A 17,368-nucleotide genomic window follows, 5' to 3' on the forward strand; every position below is an offset into this window, starting at 1 on the left:
AGTACTAATATGAAAAGAAATACACTTAGTAATAAAGATATTGCTCTGCAATCGGCTTTTACATTGTTTCTTACTAATGGTTTTCTGGCAACAAGCATGGACGACATAGTCGCACGTAGCAAAGTTTCAAAAACGAACATTTATTATTATTTTAAGAGCAAGGAGGAGCTGCTGCTCGCTATTGTTAATCAGTTGATAGCACATTACGAGCAGCGAATTAATTATATTGTGTCTCAAACTGAGCTCACCGTTCAGGAGAAATTAGAAGCGGTACTCCACATTTTAAGCGATTCTATTGAACAAAATAACTACCTTGGCGGTTGTCCTTTCCTGACTCTGTATACACAGACGCCTATTGACGCGGTTGAAATTAGAGATAGAATCAAGAGTTTTTTTGAAAAACAGCTGCATGGTGTTGAATTGATTTTAGCCCAAGGGATTGCACGACAAGAACTAAAGGAAGAGCTGCCCGTTAAACAAACAGCTATGTTGATTGTCTCCTCTATTGAGGGTGCTCTCTTCTTGGCTCAAGCTTCTAACAACCAAGATATGATCAAAAATTTATTTCCTGCTTTAGCTTCCATGCTAAAGTAATATTTTTAGATATATTAGTACTAGTTAGTACTATAAAATAATAAAGGAGTGTTTTTATTATGAATATCTTCATGACCGGCGGAACTGGTTATATTGGACGTCATTTAATCGCTGAGTTAGCTTCTCAGCATCAGATTTATGCACTTGTACGTCAAAAAAATCGTCTTCTTACCATCATCAATCAACTGGCACCCGATCAACAGAACAACATTGTTCCTGTTATCGGTGATCTAACGCAGCCTCGATTAGGTTTAAGTGATGACAGCTACAAGCAATTACTTGCAACTGATCTAATTATTCATGCAGGAGGTCCAATGAATATTGAGTTGAACCTCAGTGAAGCTGAGCAGTCTTTCCTCACCCCTGCAAAATCCCTTGTTCGGCTAGCACAGGATATCCACGCTGCAAAAGAATTAAAGCATTTTATCCATGTCTCAGGCTTTATGAGTCCCTATCATGAACAAAATGCATTGTTGGATCTAGATCATTTGCTGGACAATCAACCGCCTTATGAAAAAATGAAGTTTTTAGCAGACTCTTATATACGAAAATCTCTTCATAAAATGAGCATTCCCTTATCTACTGTTAATCCTAGTACAGTCGTCGGAGACTCCTTCTCAGGGAAAACAGAACAGATTGGAGGCCTTAGTATCTTAGTCGATGCCGTAAGGCGAAATCTTATGCCGCTTGTTCCAGGCGGCGACGATTATTGGTTACCAATGGTTCATATTGATCATGTGGCTTCGTTTATTTCAAAACTTGCTAATACAGAAGGGTTATCAAGCAATACCTACCATCTTTTAGATTCTAAGCAAGAGAGTCCGTCGATCCGAACTTTCATCAAACTCATGGCACACGAATTGCAGACAACAAAGCCGTTAGGAACTATACCGCTTCCGTTATTGAAAACTGTGCTTAGAATGGGTGCTGGTAAGATGCTTGGTATTCCTAAAGAATCCTTGACTTTTCTTGTTAAGTCGGAATTCCCTGTTGACAGTAAATTAGAAATAGAACAAAGGTACGGCAGAAATTCATTCGTAGTTCCGTCCACGCTCCCTTTTGTCATTAGTGATTTGGATTATCGGTTAAATCATTTAGGCCTGAATCAAAATGAGCAGAAAGATTTTAGTCAACGAAGAAGGGCTAACTTAGTTTCGCTAGAGAAAGATAGGAATGAAACGCCTATTATTTTTCTTCATGGGACGTTCAGCAATGCCGATGCCCTTTTGCCCCTCTCACAATTTTTAAGCAGTTTAAATACTTGGTTCGTAGATTTACCTGGATTTGGGCGTACCCCTTATCACCATAATCCTTCTGTGCTAGAAGGCTATGTAGAGAGCATTTCCACTATGATCACTGAGTTGAACAGACCCGTTATATTAGTGGGGCATTCATTTGGCGGATTGATTGCGGCTCAAGTGATGGAACGGCTGCCCTCACTGATCAAACAACTCATTTTATTGCAGCCAGTACTGCATCCTATCCAACCTAAATATAGATTTCGACGTATTACAAGTTTCGTTCTAAAATATATGGAGCCCGCCCGTTTGGAAAAAGAGCTACTTCAAACCAATAGCTTCAGAACATCCAGTCAGTTATTGAGTAATTACGCTCATTCTGTGGTCCGTGATTTAAAATCCCCCCGTATACGCAAAACTAACGCTACGGTCATGTCTTGCTTAACTATATCAAAATCCATTCAGTTAAATCCCGAGACATGGGATAAGAGGAAAATTAAGATACTATGGGGAGCTTTGGACAAAGATCATCATGTCCCAAAGCAGTTTGAACACTTGGATATTACACGTATTCAGTACGGTCATCAGTTTCCTGTTGAATCTCCTGAACTAACTGCTCAATGGATTTCTCAAGCTGTAACAGTATAAAGGTTCTTTTTCAGACTGCTTTTTTAAGGGCTCGTTTTCTGAACTCAACTGGACTTAAATAACCTAAAGTTCCATGAACACGATGATGGTTAAACTGGTTCTGTTGCAAAGTTTGAAAAAAGCATAAACAGGTTGGTAAATGAAGAACAATGTTTAGGAAGTAGCTAGTAATTGTTGAAGTTCATTGTACGTTGAAAAGGCGGAGTCTCTTTGAAGACTTCGCCTTTGTTTATATAGGGCATGAATGGTTTCATAAGCGTGCAGATTTATTTTCTACTTTCCAAATTTGATAGATGGGATTGCCATATTCATGAATCCATCGCATGATGGTTGTTGGGTGCACTGAAATACCACGTTCTTTCAGGATTTCAGATACATCACGATAACCTAAAGAAAAACGGCAGTAGTAGCCGACAGCTACTAAAATAATATCTTTCTTGAATTGTTTTCCTTTAAAATATCTCATGTCTGATTCTCCTAGATCCTGTTTTCTAGAGTGTAGCTTCATGTAGAAAATTTAGCAACAGAACCAGTGCTCCGATACTTATTTTATTATACAAAAAAATGGGTATTTTGGTATAATTATCATATAGTAATAATTTAGGAGGAGCTTTATGCCAATCATTACATCATTATTATCACAATACTGGATAAGCTACAACCCGCTTTGAGTACAGTATTAAATCCAACTGACTATAAAAGTCTCATTATTGTAGGGACAATGGGCTAAGTGTTCCTTTTTACTGGCTTAACACACCCAGATCTAGTGATTATCATTGTCTAAATAATCAAAATTATATTAGCGATATCTATAATCAGTTGATTTTACAAGGTTTCTTTTCAAACTCTATATTTTTTATTATGAAAAAAATAGAAAACTTTTCTAAACATACATAAGTTTCCTGAAGATAAGGTTGTTTATGGTGTTATTACGGTAAGTATCATTTATTATTTGTTTGGATTATTGCTGGTTTTCGCCGAGAAAGGGAAGAAACAATTTTAAGAAAAAGTGGCTTACTTTATGCTGAAATTTGCTTAGTGTATATTTTCGTTAAAATGTTGAGCGGTACCCCATCTAATCTAGTTTAACCGTGTGAAAAATGACTAACTTGAGCATTAAGCTTACGGAATGAATAACCAAATAACCTGCTCCCTTTATTTTTGGATTGAAGGTTATTTGGTTTTATATTGGTATGAATGAATTAAGAATTTCTTAAGAACCTATTAAGAAATAAGTTGGTTTTAGGAACTAGAATAAATTTATCTTAACAGTAATAAGAGAATTAATAGTTTAAACTGGGGTCCTTAGAGCATGTCAAAAAACTAACAAGTAAGTATTTCAGGAGGGTTTTATGAAAAAGAAAATGATTATTGCACTTGGTGTTTCTGCTATAATACTGACTAATTTTGTTGGAAGTACTTATGCAGACTCGAAAACAGGAGTTTCTGTTACAGCTCCCTACAATACAAATCAAATAGCGGAATGGTTAGAAATGCATGCAAAGCCTTTAAAAACAACTAATCCAACTGCATCTTTTAATGATTTAAAACCACTTAAGAATATGGTAGGTTCAGCTTCAATTGTAGGTTTAGGTGAAGCTACGCATGGGGCTCATGAAATTTTTACAATGAAACAACGCATTGTTAATTATTTAGTATCTGAAAAGGGATTCATCAACTTAGTTTTAGAAGAGGGATGGGACAGAGCTTTGGAGCTTGATCGATATGTTCTTACTGGTAAGGGAAACCCAAGCCAACATCTATCACCAGTATTTAACACAAAAGAAATGTTAGATCTACTTAGTTGGATTCGACAATATAATGCTAATCCAAAACATAAATCTAAAGTGCGTATCATTGGGATGGACATTCAATCAGTAAACGAGAATGTTTATAATAATATAATAGAATATATAAAAAGAAACAAATCAGATCTTGTGCCTAGAGTAGAAGAGAAGATAAAAGGTCTTATACCTGTAACAAAGGATATGAATACTTTTGAGAGCCTTACGAAAGAAGAAAAAGAAAAGTATATTTCAGATGCTAAACAAATCAGTGCTTTATTAGAACAAAATAAAAGTTATCTAAACGGAAAATCCAAAGAGTTCGCATGGATAAAACAAAATGCTCGTATTATTGAACAGTTTACTACAATGTTAGGAGGAACATCCCCTGATAAACCATCGGATTTTTATTTGAAACATGATATTGCAATGTATGAAAATGCGAAGTGGACTGAAGAACATTTAGGGAAAACCATAGTTTGGGGACATAATGGACACGTTTCGAAAACAAATATGATTCCATTTATATACCCTAAAGTAGCTGGGCAGCATTTAGCAGAATATTATGGAAAACGGTATGTATCTATTGGAACATCTGTTTATAAAGGACAATATAATGTCTATAATAATGATGGTGAATTTGGCCCATATGGAATATTAAAATCAGATGATCCAAACAGTTATAATTACATTTTTGGACAGGTCAAAAAAGATCAATTTTTTATTGATTTACGTAAGGCGAACGGCGTGACAAAAACTTGGTTAAACGAACAACATCAAATTTTCGCTGGAATAACTAAAGAAGGCCCTGCTATACCAAAAACTGTTGATATATCATTAGGTAAAACGTTTGATATACTTGTTCAAATTCAAAAAGTCAGTCCATCTCAACTACATCAATAATTTGTAATAATGTGGCTTAACGAAGTGTAGTACTGATGATAGTGTTAAGTGTCAATAGAGTTGTTTAAAAATGTCAGCTAGGTTATTCTATTAAAAGATCATTAGATGGAATAAATGTTTTCAAATTAGAGACGATGTGGGATAGAAGCACATTATCATCAAGTTAACAAAATAAAATTCTCCCTAAAATGAAAAAATACGCTATTCTTTCTGTAGAATCATAGGAAAGGATGGCGCATTTTTGTATGACGTGTTCTGTATCTCAAGTATTACAGCTGTTTGCAGAAGAGCTTCAGCGCTATATATCGCCTGTTCACTTACAGCATGTAGCCAAAGAAATCGGATTTGTAAAACGAACCAGTAAATATCGAGCACAAGATATAACAGCTTTATGTGTATGGATAAGTCAGAGTGTGGCTCAAACTTCCTTGACCCAGTTATGTAGTGGTTTAGAAGCAGCAACAGGCATACTTATGAGTCCCGAAGGACTCAATCAACGTTTTAATACTACTGCTGTAGAGTTTTTACGGCACATATTAACTCAGCTTCTCACCCAAAAGCTGTCTGCATCAAAAATATTTTCACCTCAGGACAATTCCTTCATATTCATACAGGACCAGGTAAACAACACGATCGTACCTATGGTTCTCTCTGTGTACCCTCTGTGGAAGCAAATGACTTGTGCATATGGGATTTAGGCTATTTTCATCTCAAAGATCTTCAACACATACAAGAGAAGCAGGCATACTATATCTCTCGTATCAAATCCAATACACGCGTGTATCAGAAAAATCCGAAGCCGGAGTATTTCCAAGATGGAAGAATCAAAAAGGGATCTCAGTATATCCAACTGGATATGGAGGACCTGATGAACACTCTGCAACCGGGACAAACCTATGAAATACCAGACGCCTATATTGGAATGGTTGAAAAATTACCGGCTCGTGTCATTGTTCATCGTCTTACAGAAGAACAACAGCAAAAACGCCTACAAGATCAAGCAGTTCGTGAGAAAAAGAAAGGGATGACGTATTCTCCTCGTAGTAAACGGTTGAGTGGGATAAATGTATATATGACGAACACCTCTACTGATATTGTCCCGACGGGACATGTCCATGATTTGTATTCCTTGCGCTGGCAAATAGAAATTTTGTTCAAGACATGGAAATCGTTCTTTCAGATTCATCATTGTAAAAAGGTGAAGCACGAGCGATTAGAGTGTCATTTGTATGGTCAATTAATTGCTATCTTACTTTGTTCCTCTACGATGTTTCAAATGCGGCAGTTACTTCTTGTGAAGAAAAAACGGGAGCTAAGTGAATATAAATCAATGTATATGATTATGGATTATTTCCCTCTTTTACATAAAGCCATGGAAAAAGACACCACAGAAATATCAAGGATTCTACTTCGCCTGTTCAACCTCCTACAGCGTAACGGGCGAAAATCTCACAGATATGAGAAAAAAACAGTCTTTGATATATTGGGTGTCGTATATCAGTATACCATGTCTGACAGCCCAGCGGCTTAAGCAAAAAAAGCTTCACCCGCAGGGTTTATTTGGCATGCCAATTTTTAAATAGTTCAAGTTATATATTCTAGAAGCGCAATATAATTTAACAAGAAGTCGCCTTACACAAAATTACCTTGATTATGCGTATCAAGTTAATAGAACTGAGTTTTCTTAAAATAAAAACCACCGAATTATAGAAGTGGTTTTGAACGTAAGGAATTTGTAAGGAAGGAGTAAGAAAAAAGAGATTTTCATTGTGTATGATCAAAATGTAGAGAAGAACGAGAGGGGGAATAGATACTATATATTTATATAAAAACAAATTAATTAACAAAACTCTATGGAAGAAAAGAAGAAATTACAGAGGTTAACATGCATCTGAAAAAGAGGGATTAATCATTTATTAGGTCAGAAAGTTGTTTGTAGAAATAATTGGTGCACAGATGATTGCAAATCCACTCTTGTCCATTTGTCTTTGGTTAAGATGAAAGCTGTGTGACTAGTATAAAACAGCAAATAACTACCGATACAATATGAATAGAGGAGAGGAATATCTTTATGAAAAAGCATTGTCAAATTACATCTACAGGTTTAATCCTTTTAATGACTGGAAGTTCTCTGTTATACACAACACCAACCTCAACTGTAAAAGCGGAGTCCATTCAAAATGTATCTAGTCCGTTACAAACAAGCACTCAAAGAGAACGTAATTCCGTCAAAGAGGAAATGCGGGATACATTGCAACTTGGATATCCTGGGATACTTGCTAAAACTTCTCAGGGTGGAAAAACATGGAGTTATGCCGCTGGGTTAGCGGACCTGAGCACCAAGAAACCAATGAAAACAGATTTTCGCTTTCGCATTGGTAGTGTAACGAAGACGTTCATTGCAACAGTTCTACTTCAATTATCTGGAGAGAACCGTTTGAATCTAGACGACTCCATTGAAAAATGGTTGCCTGGTGTCATTCAAGGAAACGGATATGATGGTAACCAGATTACTATCCGGCAGATATTGAATCATACAAGTGGTATCGCTGACTACACAAGGTCAAAAGACTTTGATATGATGGATACAAAAAAATCGTATACGGCTGAAGAATTCGTAAAGATGGGGGTTTCTCTTCCCCCAGACTTTGCCCCAGGAAAGGGCTGGTCTTATTCAAACACAGGATACGTAGTACTGGGGATCCTTATTGAAAAAGTAACTGGAAACAGCTATGCGGAAGAGGTTGAAAATCGGATTATTGAACCGCTTGATTTGTCAAATACATTCCTACCTGGCAATTCAAGCGTGATTCCAGGCACCAAGCATGCCCGTGGCTATTTCCAACTAGACGGAGCAAGTGAGCTAAAAGACGTTACTTATATTAACCCAGGTAGCTCGGATGGAGATATGATTTCTACTGCTGACGATTTAAACAAATTCTTCTCTTACTTACTCAGTGGCAAATTACTGAAGGAACAGCAACTAAAACAAATGCTTACTACAGTTCCTACAGATAGAGAAGGAACCGGATATGGTCTTGGGATCTATGAAACTAAGCTTCCAAACGGTGTCTCGATATGGGGACACCAGGGTAAAGTTCTAGGGTTTACCACTTTTGCTGGTGGCACACTTGGAGGCAAGCATACATTGGCCGTCAATTTGAACAGCCTTAAAGCTGATATTCCTGATCCATTTAAAAATATTTTACTTGCTGAATTTAGCAAGTAGGTAAAAAGGAAAACCGGATAAATTTTGTCATAGTTTTTATAGTTAAAGATATGCCTTTCTGGTTCAAAAACAACTTACTCTAAAAATTTTTTTGAATAAAGCAAGTTCTTAAGTTGATAGGCATGGGGTACCGCCAACAAAACGCGAAAAACATACGCTAAGCGAAAATACATTCAAAGTGGAGCTGCAAACAAAGAAAGCCCCAAACCGGATGAAGGTCTGAAGCTTTCTTTGTTTTATTTAGATATTACTTGGCATCGGAAGAAAGTGAACCGGCTACGCCCCATATTTCCACATTCACTTTGTTTGAACCACCACGGAATTGAATTGAATATCGCCCTGAACGCATAGCATCAGTACTTCTCCAAATAGTTACACTGTTTTTTCTGATTGTCTGGCCGTCAACATACGTTTTACCAGAATCGTTGTGCTCTACAGTAAAATCAACGGGGGTTTATTATAGTTTCTAATGCGCAATTTAACCCATCCGAAATCCTTAGGAACCTCGAAGCTACCTGATGCAGTTGCACTTCCCCCTACAGTAAAGTTAAAGGAATTTCCCACGCTTTGAGGAATTACTACATGGTTACCAGTAGTTTTTTTACCAGCATCTTGGGTCACCGCAGTGGATGTATTGGCAGAATCAGTTACAGCATGAATCCGCAAAAATTGCACTGGGTATGGCAATGGCTCCTCCTAGCAAACCTACAGATAATGCTGATGCAATAAAGTGTTTCTTCTTCAAAGATTATTCCTCCTATTGAATAATAATAGATTACATGTCAATAATTACATGATATTCCCAAAACAATACTATACATATTTAGGCAAGTTTATGAGTGGATTGGAACATTTTCACCTTACAAAAGAGCAAGGGTGTATTTTGTAGTTAGAGTCGTACTTTCTTGGGACGGCTCTTTTTATTTTTCTTTACCATCAAGCCTGGTAGAAGCCGGTGAACCAGTCTGCAACTTTATTTTTCAGTCTAATACTTGTTTTCTTCAGATAAAAACAGCGAAAACATGGCTCATGCTACTGGCTCTAAGGCGGCAGCCGCCACCTAAGAGCCAGTACGCACCGCTGGGCCGCTACTCAGGCGCTCTACTTCCTGTCCATCGTTTCACGCAACCCACGGAGCGTACAGGCTTGTAAGTAGATCAGGAAGGAAGGAGAGAACCGGCAGCCGCCGGTTCTTTTGGATTGAAAGCATTTTTTTCCCTTTTGCCTTCGTCACAGCAAGTCATATTATGTCTATGAAGCCGGGAATGGGACTAGATGAAGAGATTACTGATGTCATTATGGCTATTACTTCTACTAATGATATCAAAGGTGAACTAGGACGTTATCGAAGCTATTCTTCTGATCCGCTGGCCGCAATCAATCTATGGGAATTTGCTAGTCATGTCTTTGACTCTGTTGCCCTCATTAATTGTGGCGATGCTCCTAACCAGGTTAGCCGCTACTGTAGTATTAAGGATTCAGAAATTAGAAGCTTATGTTACAATTATGACGGGGAATTGGATGGAATCTCTTTGTAAAGCATGTCTTCTTTTTTACTATGGTTTATACGGTAATTATAAAGGTTCTGAGTGGGGGCAAAAGAAAGAGCAAGCTCCTACTTCACGTTTGCTGAATTAAGGACAAATTATAAGGGGCTAAAAACATTTGTGGAAATTTTGCCAGACGGGGAACCGGTAATCAAGGATATTGAGTCATTACATAGTTATGGACGCAAGTTATTTGATGAACCAATTATGGATCATGCCAATATCGGAAATGACCTTTATATTGCTGTAGGCGATTCTTCCGCTCTTATGGGGAAACCAGTGAATTCCACGATCTCCTACGGGTCTCTTTTGATTTTCCACAGATTATCCATTTAGCTGTTTCAGTGTTAGCGTGAAAAGGACAGGAAAAGCAAAAAACCAGGGCCTGCTCTCCCTGGCTATCATACGTTACAGAAGCCCTTCCTTTTGCCCTTTTTGTACCGCTTCATCCCGATTCCGTACACCGAGCTTGTCATACAAAGTAGACGCATAGTTACGCACTGTCCCGTCTGACAAATACAGCTTGGAAGCGATCATTTTATAGCGCATGCCTTGAGAAAGCATCTGCAAAATCTCCAGCTCCCGCTTCGTTAAGCCATTTTCTCTTATTTTCGGTGCAACGAGGAAATCATCCTGTTCGTTTACTTGCTGTGCATCCAGCATTTTATGAAACAGGTCCTGTGCGATCATCGTACCGCCGCGATAGACAAGACGAATCGTTTCCACAAGCTCGCGTGATTCAATCGACTTCAAAAGATAGCCGTCTGCACCACTGCGCATGATTACTTTGGCTTTTTCAGTATCCTGAAACGTGGACAGGACAAGAACACGAATATCGGGCCATTTTTCCTTCATCCGTTTTGTCGCAGTAATCCCGTCCATATTCGGCATCTCCAAGTCCATCAGAACTAGATCTGGTTCTAGCTCCTCGCACAGCTTAAGTGCCTGGGCCCCATCCTCGGCCATCCCGACTACCTGCAGCTCCCGCTGTCCTTCGAGTATGGTGCGCAAGCTTTCCCGAATAAACGAGTGATCATCGACGATAAACAAACGAATGATTTCATCGGCGCTCTCTACCATCCTCGGCACCAAACAAGTAACGAGCGTTCCTTCTCCCCGCTCTGAGTATACGGATACTCTTCCTTGCAGAAGAGCGGCCCGCTCTTTCATCGTCGTGATCCCGAAGCCATCCTCCCAATTATCCACCCCGTGACCGTTATCCTGTACTTCCAGCCTCGTCTGTTGCTGCTCAAAATGCAAGGAAACGACGATGTCTGTAGCGTGTCCGTGACGTACGGCATTCGTCAAAGATTCCTGCAAGCAGCGAAACAAGGTCATTTTCACCTGTTTACCGACCGGATGCTCTTCTCCAATCGCACGAAACCGCACATTCACTTTTGCATGTGTCTGAAACTCCTCCGCAAGCTGCCTCAGCGAATGAACCAAGGGAAGCGTCTCTTGCGGTGCACCCATCTGATGCAAGTACCCTCGCACTTCCTTCATGCCTTTTCGCGCATGCTGCAAGAGGGATTCGAGCTTTTGCGACCCTTCCTGCGACGCTACATCCTGACGCAAGGTTTCCAGCCCCATGATGATCGAGACATAGGAATGCCCCATCGTATCATGCAGGTCCTTGGAGAGTCGGTCCCGCTCCTCCAGCAGAGTCACTCTCTCGATTTGGGTGAGGTATTGCTCCAGCACACTGTTTTGCTTGCGAATAATTTCATTTTGCCGATGATTGACGATGAGCAAATGAAAGGCAAACCCTATCACATAAGCAAGACCGACTTGCGGAAAAATCTCGAACACATCAATTGCACGAGAAAAAAACATAATCAACAGTGGGATAAAAACAATCGTAATGGGAGCCGACCAGCGAAACGATTTCTCCGCACTATTGGCGGCAATCAAAAAAGCTGGCATCAAAAAAGAAAGGTACGCCTCCGGAAACATAGACGTGAGATAAATCGATAATCCGCCAAACAAGAGCATTTCTGCTATCAGATAGTAACGATAGCTCAGCATTAAACAAATCCACGGAACGGAAAAAACCAGCGTTTCCCAAAGTATAACCATCCATAAGGGCAGCGTGAGATAATCTCCAAATTTTACAGTCGTAACGGTGAGTGAAAAGCAAACGATCAGACGTAAAAAAAACATCACCCAGTCATACCAGGCCCATTGTTTCACGATATCTAACAAACCATCATCTCCTAATTGCTTTGAACATCAAGCGGGTGTACCCACCAATTAATAGTACCAGACCATTCCCGAGCTTGGAGCAACCGATCATGAGTATGATTCCTAAACTCATAATTTGCAATGCCTTCAGCCCTGAATCCACTACGCTCCCGAAAAAATGTAGCTCCACGAAAGGATAGAGCAACGGTATGAACGCAAAGCATACGGGTGCAATGTAGATGAGCACTCCGATCACCAGGGAGATGCACCCTAGGACAAATTTTTGCATCAGCCAATAAATGGATATCCAGTTTCTTACATTCATTAATTCCGTCTTTGCCTGCATCCATTGATTTCCCTTCGCTCTTGGTCTCATTGCCAACGGTTCTATGGAAATATCGGTATAAATCTTCGTCTGAATACGTTCATGCTGGACCAAGTTTTGGGTTGTACGCAACACATTGGTGAGCAACGGAATTCCCACTACGGTAAATGACAAGGCCAAGCCAAGCACGATACTGACCAAGTAAAAACATAAATAAAATACTCCCGAGACAAATGTATACAGCAAAAAGATAACATTTTGAACGTGTAGCATGATCGCTCTTTTCATCTAAGCTAATTCTCTCCTATCTATACCTTTTCCCGACACGATGATGACGGCCTGCCCTTATCGTACTCTACTGCGTGTCACATGAGCCAGTATCAAAATGTCATATGACAGGTCATGTCATTTCATCACAGTGACAGCAGCTATTTCGTAAATCGGAAAAGTGATGACAAGAAGTAACTACCGAGTATGACGCGAGCTTTGCCATACTGTGCTCAAGCACTCACTTTCAGAGTCGGTGCGTCAAAACAAAAAGGAGAATCGGACATGAAAAAAGTGATACAAAAAATGAGTTTCGTCGTTTTTCTTCTCTCCACAACCTTGATTTCCGCATGCACGCAGTCGCTCGGTGCTGTAGAATCCACTCAGACTGCTTCCAATGCTGCCCAAGGACCGATGGATGCCAAAGAAATAGAAGCGTTTGCCAATCCACTGTTTGCAGAAAAAATGAAAGAATATAATGTGGCTGGTTCCAGCTTCGTTGTCGTCCGTGATGGCAAAGTCATCGTAAGCAAAGGCTACGGCTTTGCTGACAAGGAAAAGAAAATCCCTGTTGATAAAGACACGGTGTTCCAAATTGCCTCAGTATCGAAAACCTTTACCGCCTTGGCTGCCATGCAGCAAGTCGATGCGGGTAAAATTGACCTGCATGGCAATATAGAGGAATATCTCGGTGGGCTAAAAATTCCTAATAAAACAGGAAAACCAGTCACCATGTACGACTTGCTCACCTACACACCCGGCTTCGAATTGCCTGACGAAACTACCTTTACCGGTCCACAATACATCGGGCAGGACATCTCTATGGATGAATTCCTTCCAAAGCACATGCCGACCGTCATCCGACCACCTGGCGAAGCCTATACGTATGATAATACAGGATTCTTACTCGCTGGCTACGCCGTGGAAAAAGCAAGTGGAATCCCCTTTGCCCAGTATATGGATGAAAAAGTGTTCAAGCCTCTCGGAATGGCCTCGACCAGTGTACGTTTCAAGCCTGAGCTCTTGAAGAGAATGGCTGCCCATTACGATCTTAATGGCGAGCCACGTCCGCTAGAAGGACACGCTCCAACTGATGGTCCGCAGGGAAGCATTCTATCAACAGCAGAAGACATGGCAAAGTACATGATCATGCAGCTGCAAAACGGAAAATTTGACGGTAAGGAAATCGTCAGCCAGAAAAGCATGGAATTGATGCATTCTTACCAGGTTTTCGCGGAAAAGGACATCCCAATCACTACCGTAGGCTTTGAAAACTATTTTCCAGAGTATGCAAATGGTCAGCACGTTGTTTTGAAGGGCGGAAACTTGCCAGGCCATTGTTCCCTGATGGTATTGATCCCGGAACAAAAAACCGGCTTTTTCATGTCCTACAACAATGATTCAATGGTTAGCGCTGATATTTACAAAGAATTCATGGATCATTATTTCCCAGAAACAGAAAAAAAAGCTGAGCCTGTATACTTGTCCTTGAGTGAAGCGGATGCGCAAAAATATTTCGGGCTGTATCAAAATACGCGTGCCTATTGGACACGCACTTCTATTACCTATGAGAATGGATCACTCGTGCTTGAGGGTGAGGCAACCGGAAAACAAAAGCTGCGAATGATTCACCCATTGCTATTTGTAGATGAGGCAGGAGAAAAAGTCGCGTTCAAGGAAGACAAAAGCGGTAACATCAAATACTTCTATTATACAACGATAAAAGGCTTGAGCCTTGTTGCTGATTCACAAAAAATGGAAATGAAAAAGACCTACTCAGACGTCCCTAACTCTAGCAGCTATAAGACCCATATCAACAACCTCAGCGCCTTTTCCATTATGGGGGCGAAATCAGGAAGTAAATTTGATCCTACAGGGACTATGACACAAGGCGAATTTACTGACGCCCTGATCAAAGCAGAAGGCCATTACGTAATGGCCGGGAGTGAAGACGGGCTTAGACAGCAATTAGCCGCGGGCATCCCTAATTTGAACCCATCGGCACCAATCAAAAGACAAGTCGCTGCTGCCATGATCCAAAATTTAAAGCAGCTTGAACCTGTGGCAAGCACCAAAACGAAGCTGAAAGATACAGCCGATGCATGGGCAAAAGATGCGATCACTGCACTTGTTTCACAAGGCATCGTCGATCCTGATACGAAGGTAAGCGCTGATGGCTCTTTCACATTCCGTGCAAAAGCTTTACTGAAGCGCCAGGAAGCAAGTGCCTTGCTTGATTTAGCGTTTGGCTACTATTCTCTGCCGATTAAACGTTAATGAATTCTTAAAAATGATTATTGAGCTGATAGATAAATAACTGCGAAGAAAAGAAGTACCCCATTATAAGGCAGTCGAGAAACTTGGCAGTCTTTCTTCGTCCAGAAAAAGAATCCACTGTCGGATGATGATATTGTTATAGACTGGAAGTGTTCATCTAACACGTTTTTTTCCTGAGTATTCGGCAACCTCTGAAAAATAAGTAACAGTCTGATCCATAGCAAGAAAAAGCGGTAGTTTAAGACCCTGATAATAAAGTCTTAGACTGCCGCTATTGTTGTTCAACTAACGATCCCCGTTAGTTGAACAGTTTAACACAAGGATTTCTCCCGTCTTTTTGTCTTCTATAGAATACTCTCGTTTCTCGCCAGTTCAATCGCTTCTTCCCGGTTGCTGACACCTAGCTTCGAGTAAAGGGTGGAACAGTAATTCCGTACCGTTCCCTCCGATAAATATAGTTTGGTGGCAATCGATTTGTAACGAAGCCCATCCGATAAAAGCTGTAAAATTTCCCTTTCCCGTTTCGTCAACCCATACGGATCATTCGGGCTGTACTTCTCTAACTGCTCACGTTGGCGCTTCATCTCTTCGAATACGCGTGTGGCGATCGACTGATCAAGCCACGTTCCCCCGCTATAGATGAGCTTCATCGCTTCCATCATCTCTTTAGGACGAGTTGACTTCAGCATATATCCTTCCGCCCCATGCTCCAGTGCTGTTGCTGCCTGTACCGAATCCTCAAACGTTGTCATGATCACAATCTTCATGTTCGGCCAGCGTTCTTTCATTTGAAGGAAGGTCTCCAGTCCGTTCATCCCTTGCATGTGCACGTCCATTAACACGATATCCGGCTGGTGCCGCTCACATTGTTCTAATGCTTCTTGCCCATCACTAGCTGTACCACCAACGATAAAGTTGTCCTGCTGGCTTAAGATTTGCTGTAAGCTGTCGGCAATCATCACCTGATCGTCAACAATAAGTAGGCGGATACTTCCCTGTCCAGCTTCTACCTTTATGGGAACATTACAAATGACAACGGTTCCTTGCCCTGATTGTGAATGAACGGACAGCGTACCTTGCAGTTGCTCAAGCCGTTCTTTTATTCCCTTTAGTTCTAAGCCGAATTCGGTCGATTCTAGTCCGTTGCCATTATCTTCGATTTGTAAACGGAGTTGCTGACTTTCGAAATACAGATCAACAGATATCTCACTTGCTTGGCCGTGACGAACCGCATTTGTGAGCGATTCTTGCAGGCAACGATATAGACAAAAGCTCATTTTTTGCATAACGAGCGTCTCACTGCCGATCACACGGAAGTTGACCGTTACACCTGTTGACTTTATAAATTCTTCTGTCAGTTCCAGTAGTGCCTCACTTAACGATTGGTTCAAGCGCGCATCAGAGGGCTGATGAAAATGCTTTCTGATATCATCCAAGCTGCCTTGTGCTATTGAGACAAGTTTGTCGACTCGTTCGATTTGTGAATCAGGAACCGAGGATCGGAGTGATTCAACGCCCACAATCAGCGAGGTTAGCGAATGCCCAATTGTGTCATGCAACTCATATGACAGCCGATTACGTTCCTCGATCAGTGTAAGCTCCTCGATTTGCTTAATATGCTGCTCCAATAATTGCTTCTGTTCTTGAATGATGCGGCCTTGCTTATGAGACTCAATTAATATGCTAAAAGCCATACCGATCGCAAAACCAAAGCTGCAACTAAACATGAACTCGTACGGGAGACGATTGGTAATCAACCCGTTCAAAGCCGGAAAAATAATCCCACTAGAGATTCCCGTCCACATATATGTTCTGCGACTGCTGGCTACACCAATAATGATCACCAATAAAACGAAAGACCAAGTCAAAGCAGGCGCTACATAGGCCACAAATAGATAAAAAAAGCCTGTCATTAAGACTTCGACTGCCAGATACCAATTTTCTTTTCGATATTGAACGATCAATGGAATGGCATAAACCAAAAAGGCAATAAGGATGATGACTCCGAACGGAACGGCTATCATTGCCGGATACATAACATCTGCTATGACGATGATGCCTAGCCAAATCGTTCGTAAAGCAAAAATCACCCAATTGTACCAAAACCATTTTTTTATCATGGATAACATTTGTCATATTACTCCTGCTCATTTGAATGGTAAGAAAATTCCCGAATGTCTCTGACTCATCATGCCTCACCAATTCCCGATTCGTCAAGCAAAATGCGCCATGTCATACAGCCTCTATGACATTCTATCATGTCGCAAACATGATGGGTTGGCATGATGTCATTTATAGAAAGAACGGTTTTGTCACTATGTGATTTTACAGCCCTGAAGATAAGGTGGATGTGTGAGACAACACAATTCAACTTA

Annotated in this window: 11 protein-coding genes and 2 pseudogenes; 7 read left to right on the forward strand and 6 right to left on the reverse strand. The window is 40.5% G+C overall.

The genetic code is table 11. The features are described 5' to 3' along the window. Positions 1-9 precede the first annotated feature (9 nt). Together JO375_RS07945 and JO375_RS07950 are read left to right on the forward strand one after the other, a co-directional pair. Entirely contained in the window at positions 10-594 is a 585-nt protein-coding gene (locus JO375_RS07945; RefSeq protein WP_229523950.1) for a TetR/AcrR family transcriptional regulator, read from the forward strand. A 59-nt stretch (positions 595-653) separates the two neighbouring features. After that, complete coding sequence (locus tag JO375_RS07950) at positions 654-2,480, forward strand: alpha/beta fold hydrolase (RefSeq protein WP_229523951.1); 1,827 nt, start codon at positions 654-656, stop codon at positions 2,478-2,480. A 10-nt stretch (positions 2,481-2,490) separates the two neighbouring features. On the opposite strand, the gene JO375_RS24980 is transcribed toward JO375_RS07950, so the two are convergent. After that, entirely contained in the window at positions 2,491-2,589 is a 99-nt protein-coding gene (locus JO375_RS24980) for an IS3 family transposase (RefSeq protein ID WP_350495082.1), read from the reverse strand. A gap of 150 nt (positions 2,590-2,739) precedes the next feature. Further along, positions 2,740-2,946: pseudogene (locus JO375_RS07955) on the reverse strand (IS6 family transposase); the annotation flags it as partial. A gap of 886 nt (positions 2,947-3,832) precedes the next feature. Between JO375_RS07955 and JO375_RS07960 the strand changes: the two are divergent. From JO375_RS07960 to JO375_RS07970, 3 genes and pseudogenes are all read left to right on the forward strand, one after another. Next, positions 3,833-5,167 (forward strand): erythromycin esterase family protein, encoded by a 1,335-nt coding sequence (locus JO375_RS07960; RefSeq protein ID WP_229523952.1) that lies wholly within the window; start codon positions 3,833-3,835, stop codon positions 5,165-5,167. Positions 5,168-5,412: 245 nt separating this feature from the next. Then, positions 5,413-6,698, forward strand: a pseudogene (locus tag JO375_RS07965) (IS4 family transposase). A 540-nt stretch (positions 6,699-7,238) separates the two neighbouring features. Next, positions 7,239-8,396, forward strand: a complete 1,158-nt coding sequence (locus JO375_RS07970; RefSeq protein ID WP_229523953.1) for a serine hydrolase domain-containing protein — start codon at positions 7,239-7,241, stop codon at positions 8,394-8,396. A 432-nt stretch (positions 8,397-8,828) separates the two neighbouring features. Here the strand turns inward: JO375_RS07970 and JO375_RS07975 are convergent, their stop codons facing one another. Next, complete coding sequence (locus JO375_RS07975) at positions 8,829-9,083, reverse strand: hypothetical protein (protein WP_229523954.1); 255 nt, start codon at positions 9,081-9,083, stop codon at positions 8,829-8,831. 560 nt (positions 9,084-9,643) lie between these two features. Here JO375_RS07975 and JO375_RS07980 point away from each other — a divergent pair. Continuing rightward, positions 9,644-9,934: a hypothetical protein gene (locus JO375_RS07980; RefSeq protein ID WP_229523955.1), complete on the forward strand. Its 291-nt coding sequence runs from the start codon at positions 9,644-9,646 to the stop codon at positions 9,932-9,934. Between the two features lie 417 nt (positions 9,935-10,351). On the opposite strand, the gene JO375_RS07985 is transcribed toward JO375_RS07980, so the two are convergent. Both JO375_RS07985 and JO375_RS07990 read right to left on the reverse strand, forming a co-directional pair. Then, positions 10,352-12,145 carry a helix-turn-helix transcriptional regulator gene (locus JO375_RS07985; protein WP_229523956.1) on the reverse strand — a complete coding sequence of 598 codons (1,794 nt, stop codon included), beginning with the start codon at positions 12,143-12,145 and terminating at the stop codon, positions 10,352-10,354. Between the two features lie 4 nt (positions 12,146-12,149). After that, entirely contained in the window at positions 12,150-12,737 is a 588-nt protein-coding gene (locus JO375_RS07990; RefSeq protein WP_229523957.1) for a sensor domain-containing protein, read from the reverse strand. Between the two features lie 264 nt (positions 12,738-13,001). Here JO375_RS07990 and JO375_RS07995 point away from each other — a divergent pair, with 264 nt between their 5' ends. Then, positions 13,002-14,993: a serine hydrolase gene (locus tag JO375_RS07995; protein WP_229523958.1), complete on the forward strand. Its 1,992-nt coding sequence runs from the start codon at positions 13,002-13,004 to the stop codon at positions 14,991-14,993. 344 nt (positions 14,994-15,337) lie between these two features. Here the strand turns inward: JO375_RS07995 and JO375_RS08000 are convergent, their stop codons facing one another. Next, positions 15,338-17,122 (reverse strand): helix-turn-helix transcriptional regulator, encoded by a 1,785-nt coding sequence (locus JO375_RS08000; protein WP_229523959.1) that lies wholly within the window; start codon positions 17,120-17,122, stop codon positions 15,338-15,340. Between the last annotated feature and the right edge of the window lie 246 nt (positions 17,123-17,368).

Origin of the sequence: Paenibacillus farraposensis (assembly GCF_020736845.1) — a bacterium.
Taxonomy (GTDB): Bacteria; Bacillota; Bacilli; order Paenibacillales; family Paenibacillaceae; genus Paenibacillus; species Paenibacillus farraposensis.

Bases quoted from the DNA above. Each gene is read 5' to 3' on its own strand.
- JO375_RS07945 (WP_229523950.1), top strand. From the start codon at position 10: ATGAAAAGAAATACACTTAGTAATAAAGATATTGCTCTGCAATCGGCT.
- JO375_RS07950 (WP_229523951.1), top strand. From the start codon at position 654: ATGAATATCTTCATGACCGGCGGAACTGGTTATATTGGACGTCATTTA.
- JO375_RS07960 (WP_229523952.1), top strand. From the start codon at position 3,833: ATGAAAAAGAAAATGATTATTGCACTTGGTGTTTCTGCTATAATACTG.
- JO375_RS07970 (WP_229523953.1), top strand. From the start codon at position 7,239: ATGAAAAAGCATTGTCAAATTACATCTACAGGTTTAATCCTTTTAATG.
- JO375_RS07980 (WP_229523955.1), top strand. From the start codon at position 9,644: ATGTCTATGAAGCCGGGAATGGGACTAGATGAAGAGATTACTGATGTC.
- JO375_RS07990 (WP_229523957.1), bottom strand. From the start codon at position 12,737: ATGAAAAGAGCGATCATGCTACACGTTCAAAATGTTATCTTTTTGCTG.
- JO375_RS07995 (WP_229523958.1), top strand. From the start codon at position 13,002: ATGAAAAAAGTGATACAAAAAATGAGTTTCGTCGTTTTTCTTCTCTCC.
- JO375_RS08000 (WP_229523959.1), bottom strand. From the start codon at position 17,122: ATGTTATCCATGATAAAAAAATGGTTTTGGTACAATTGGGTGATTTTT.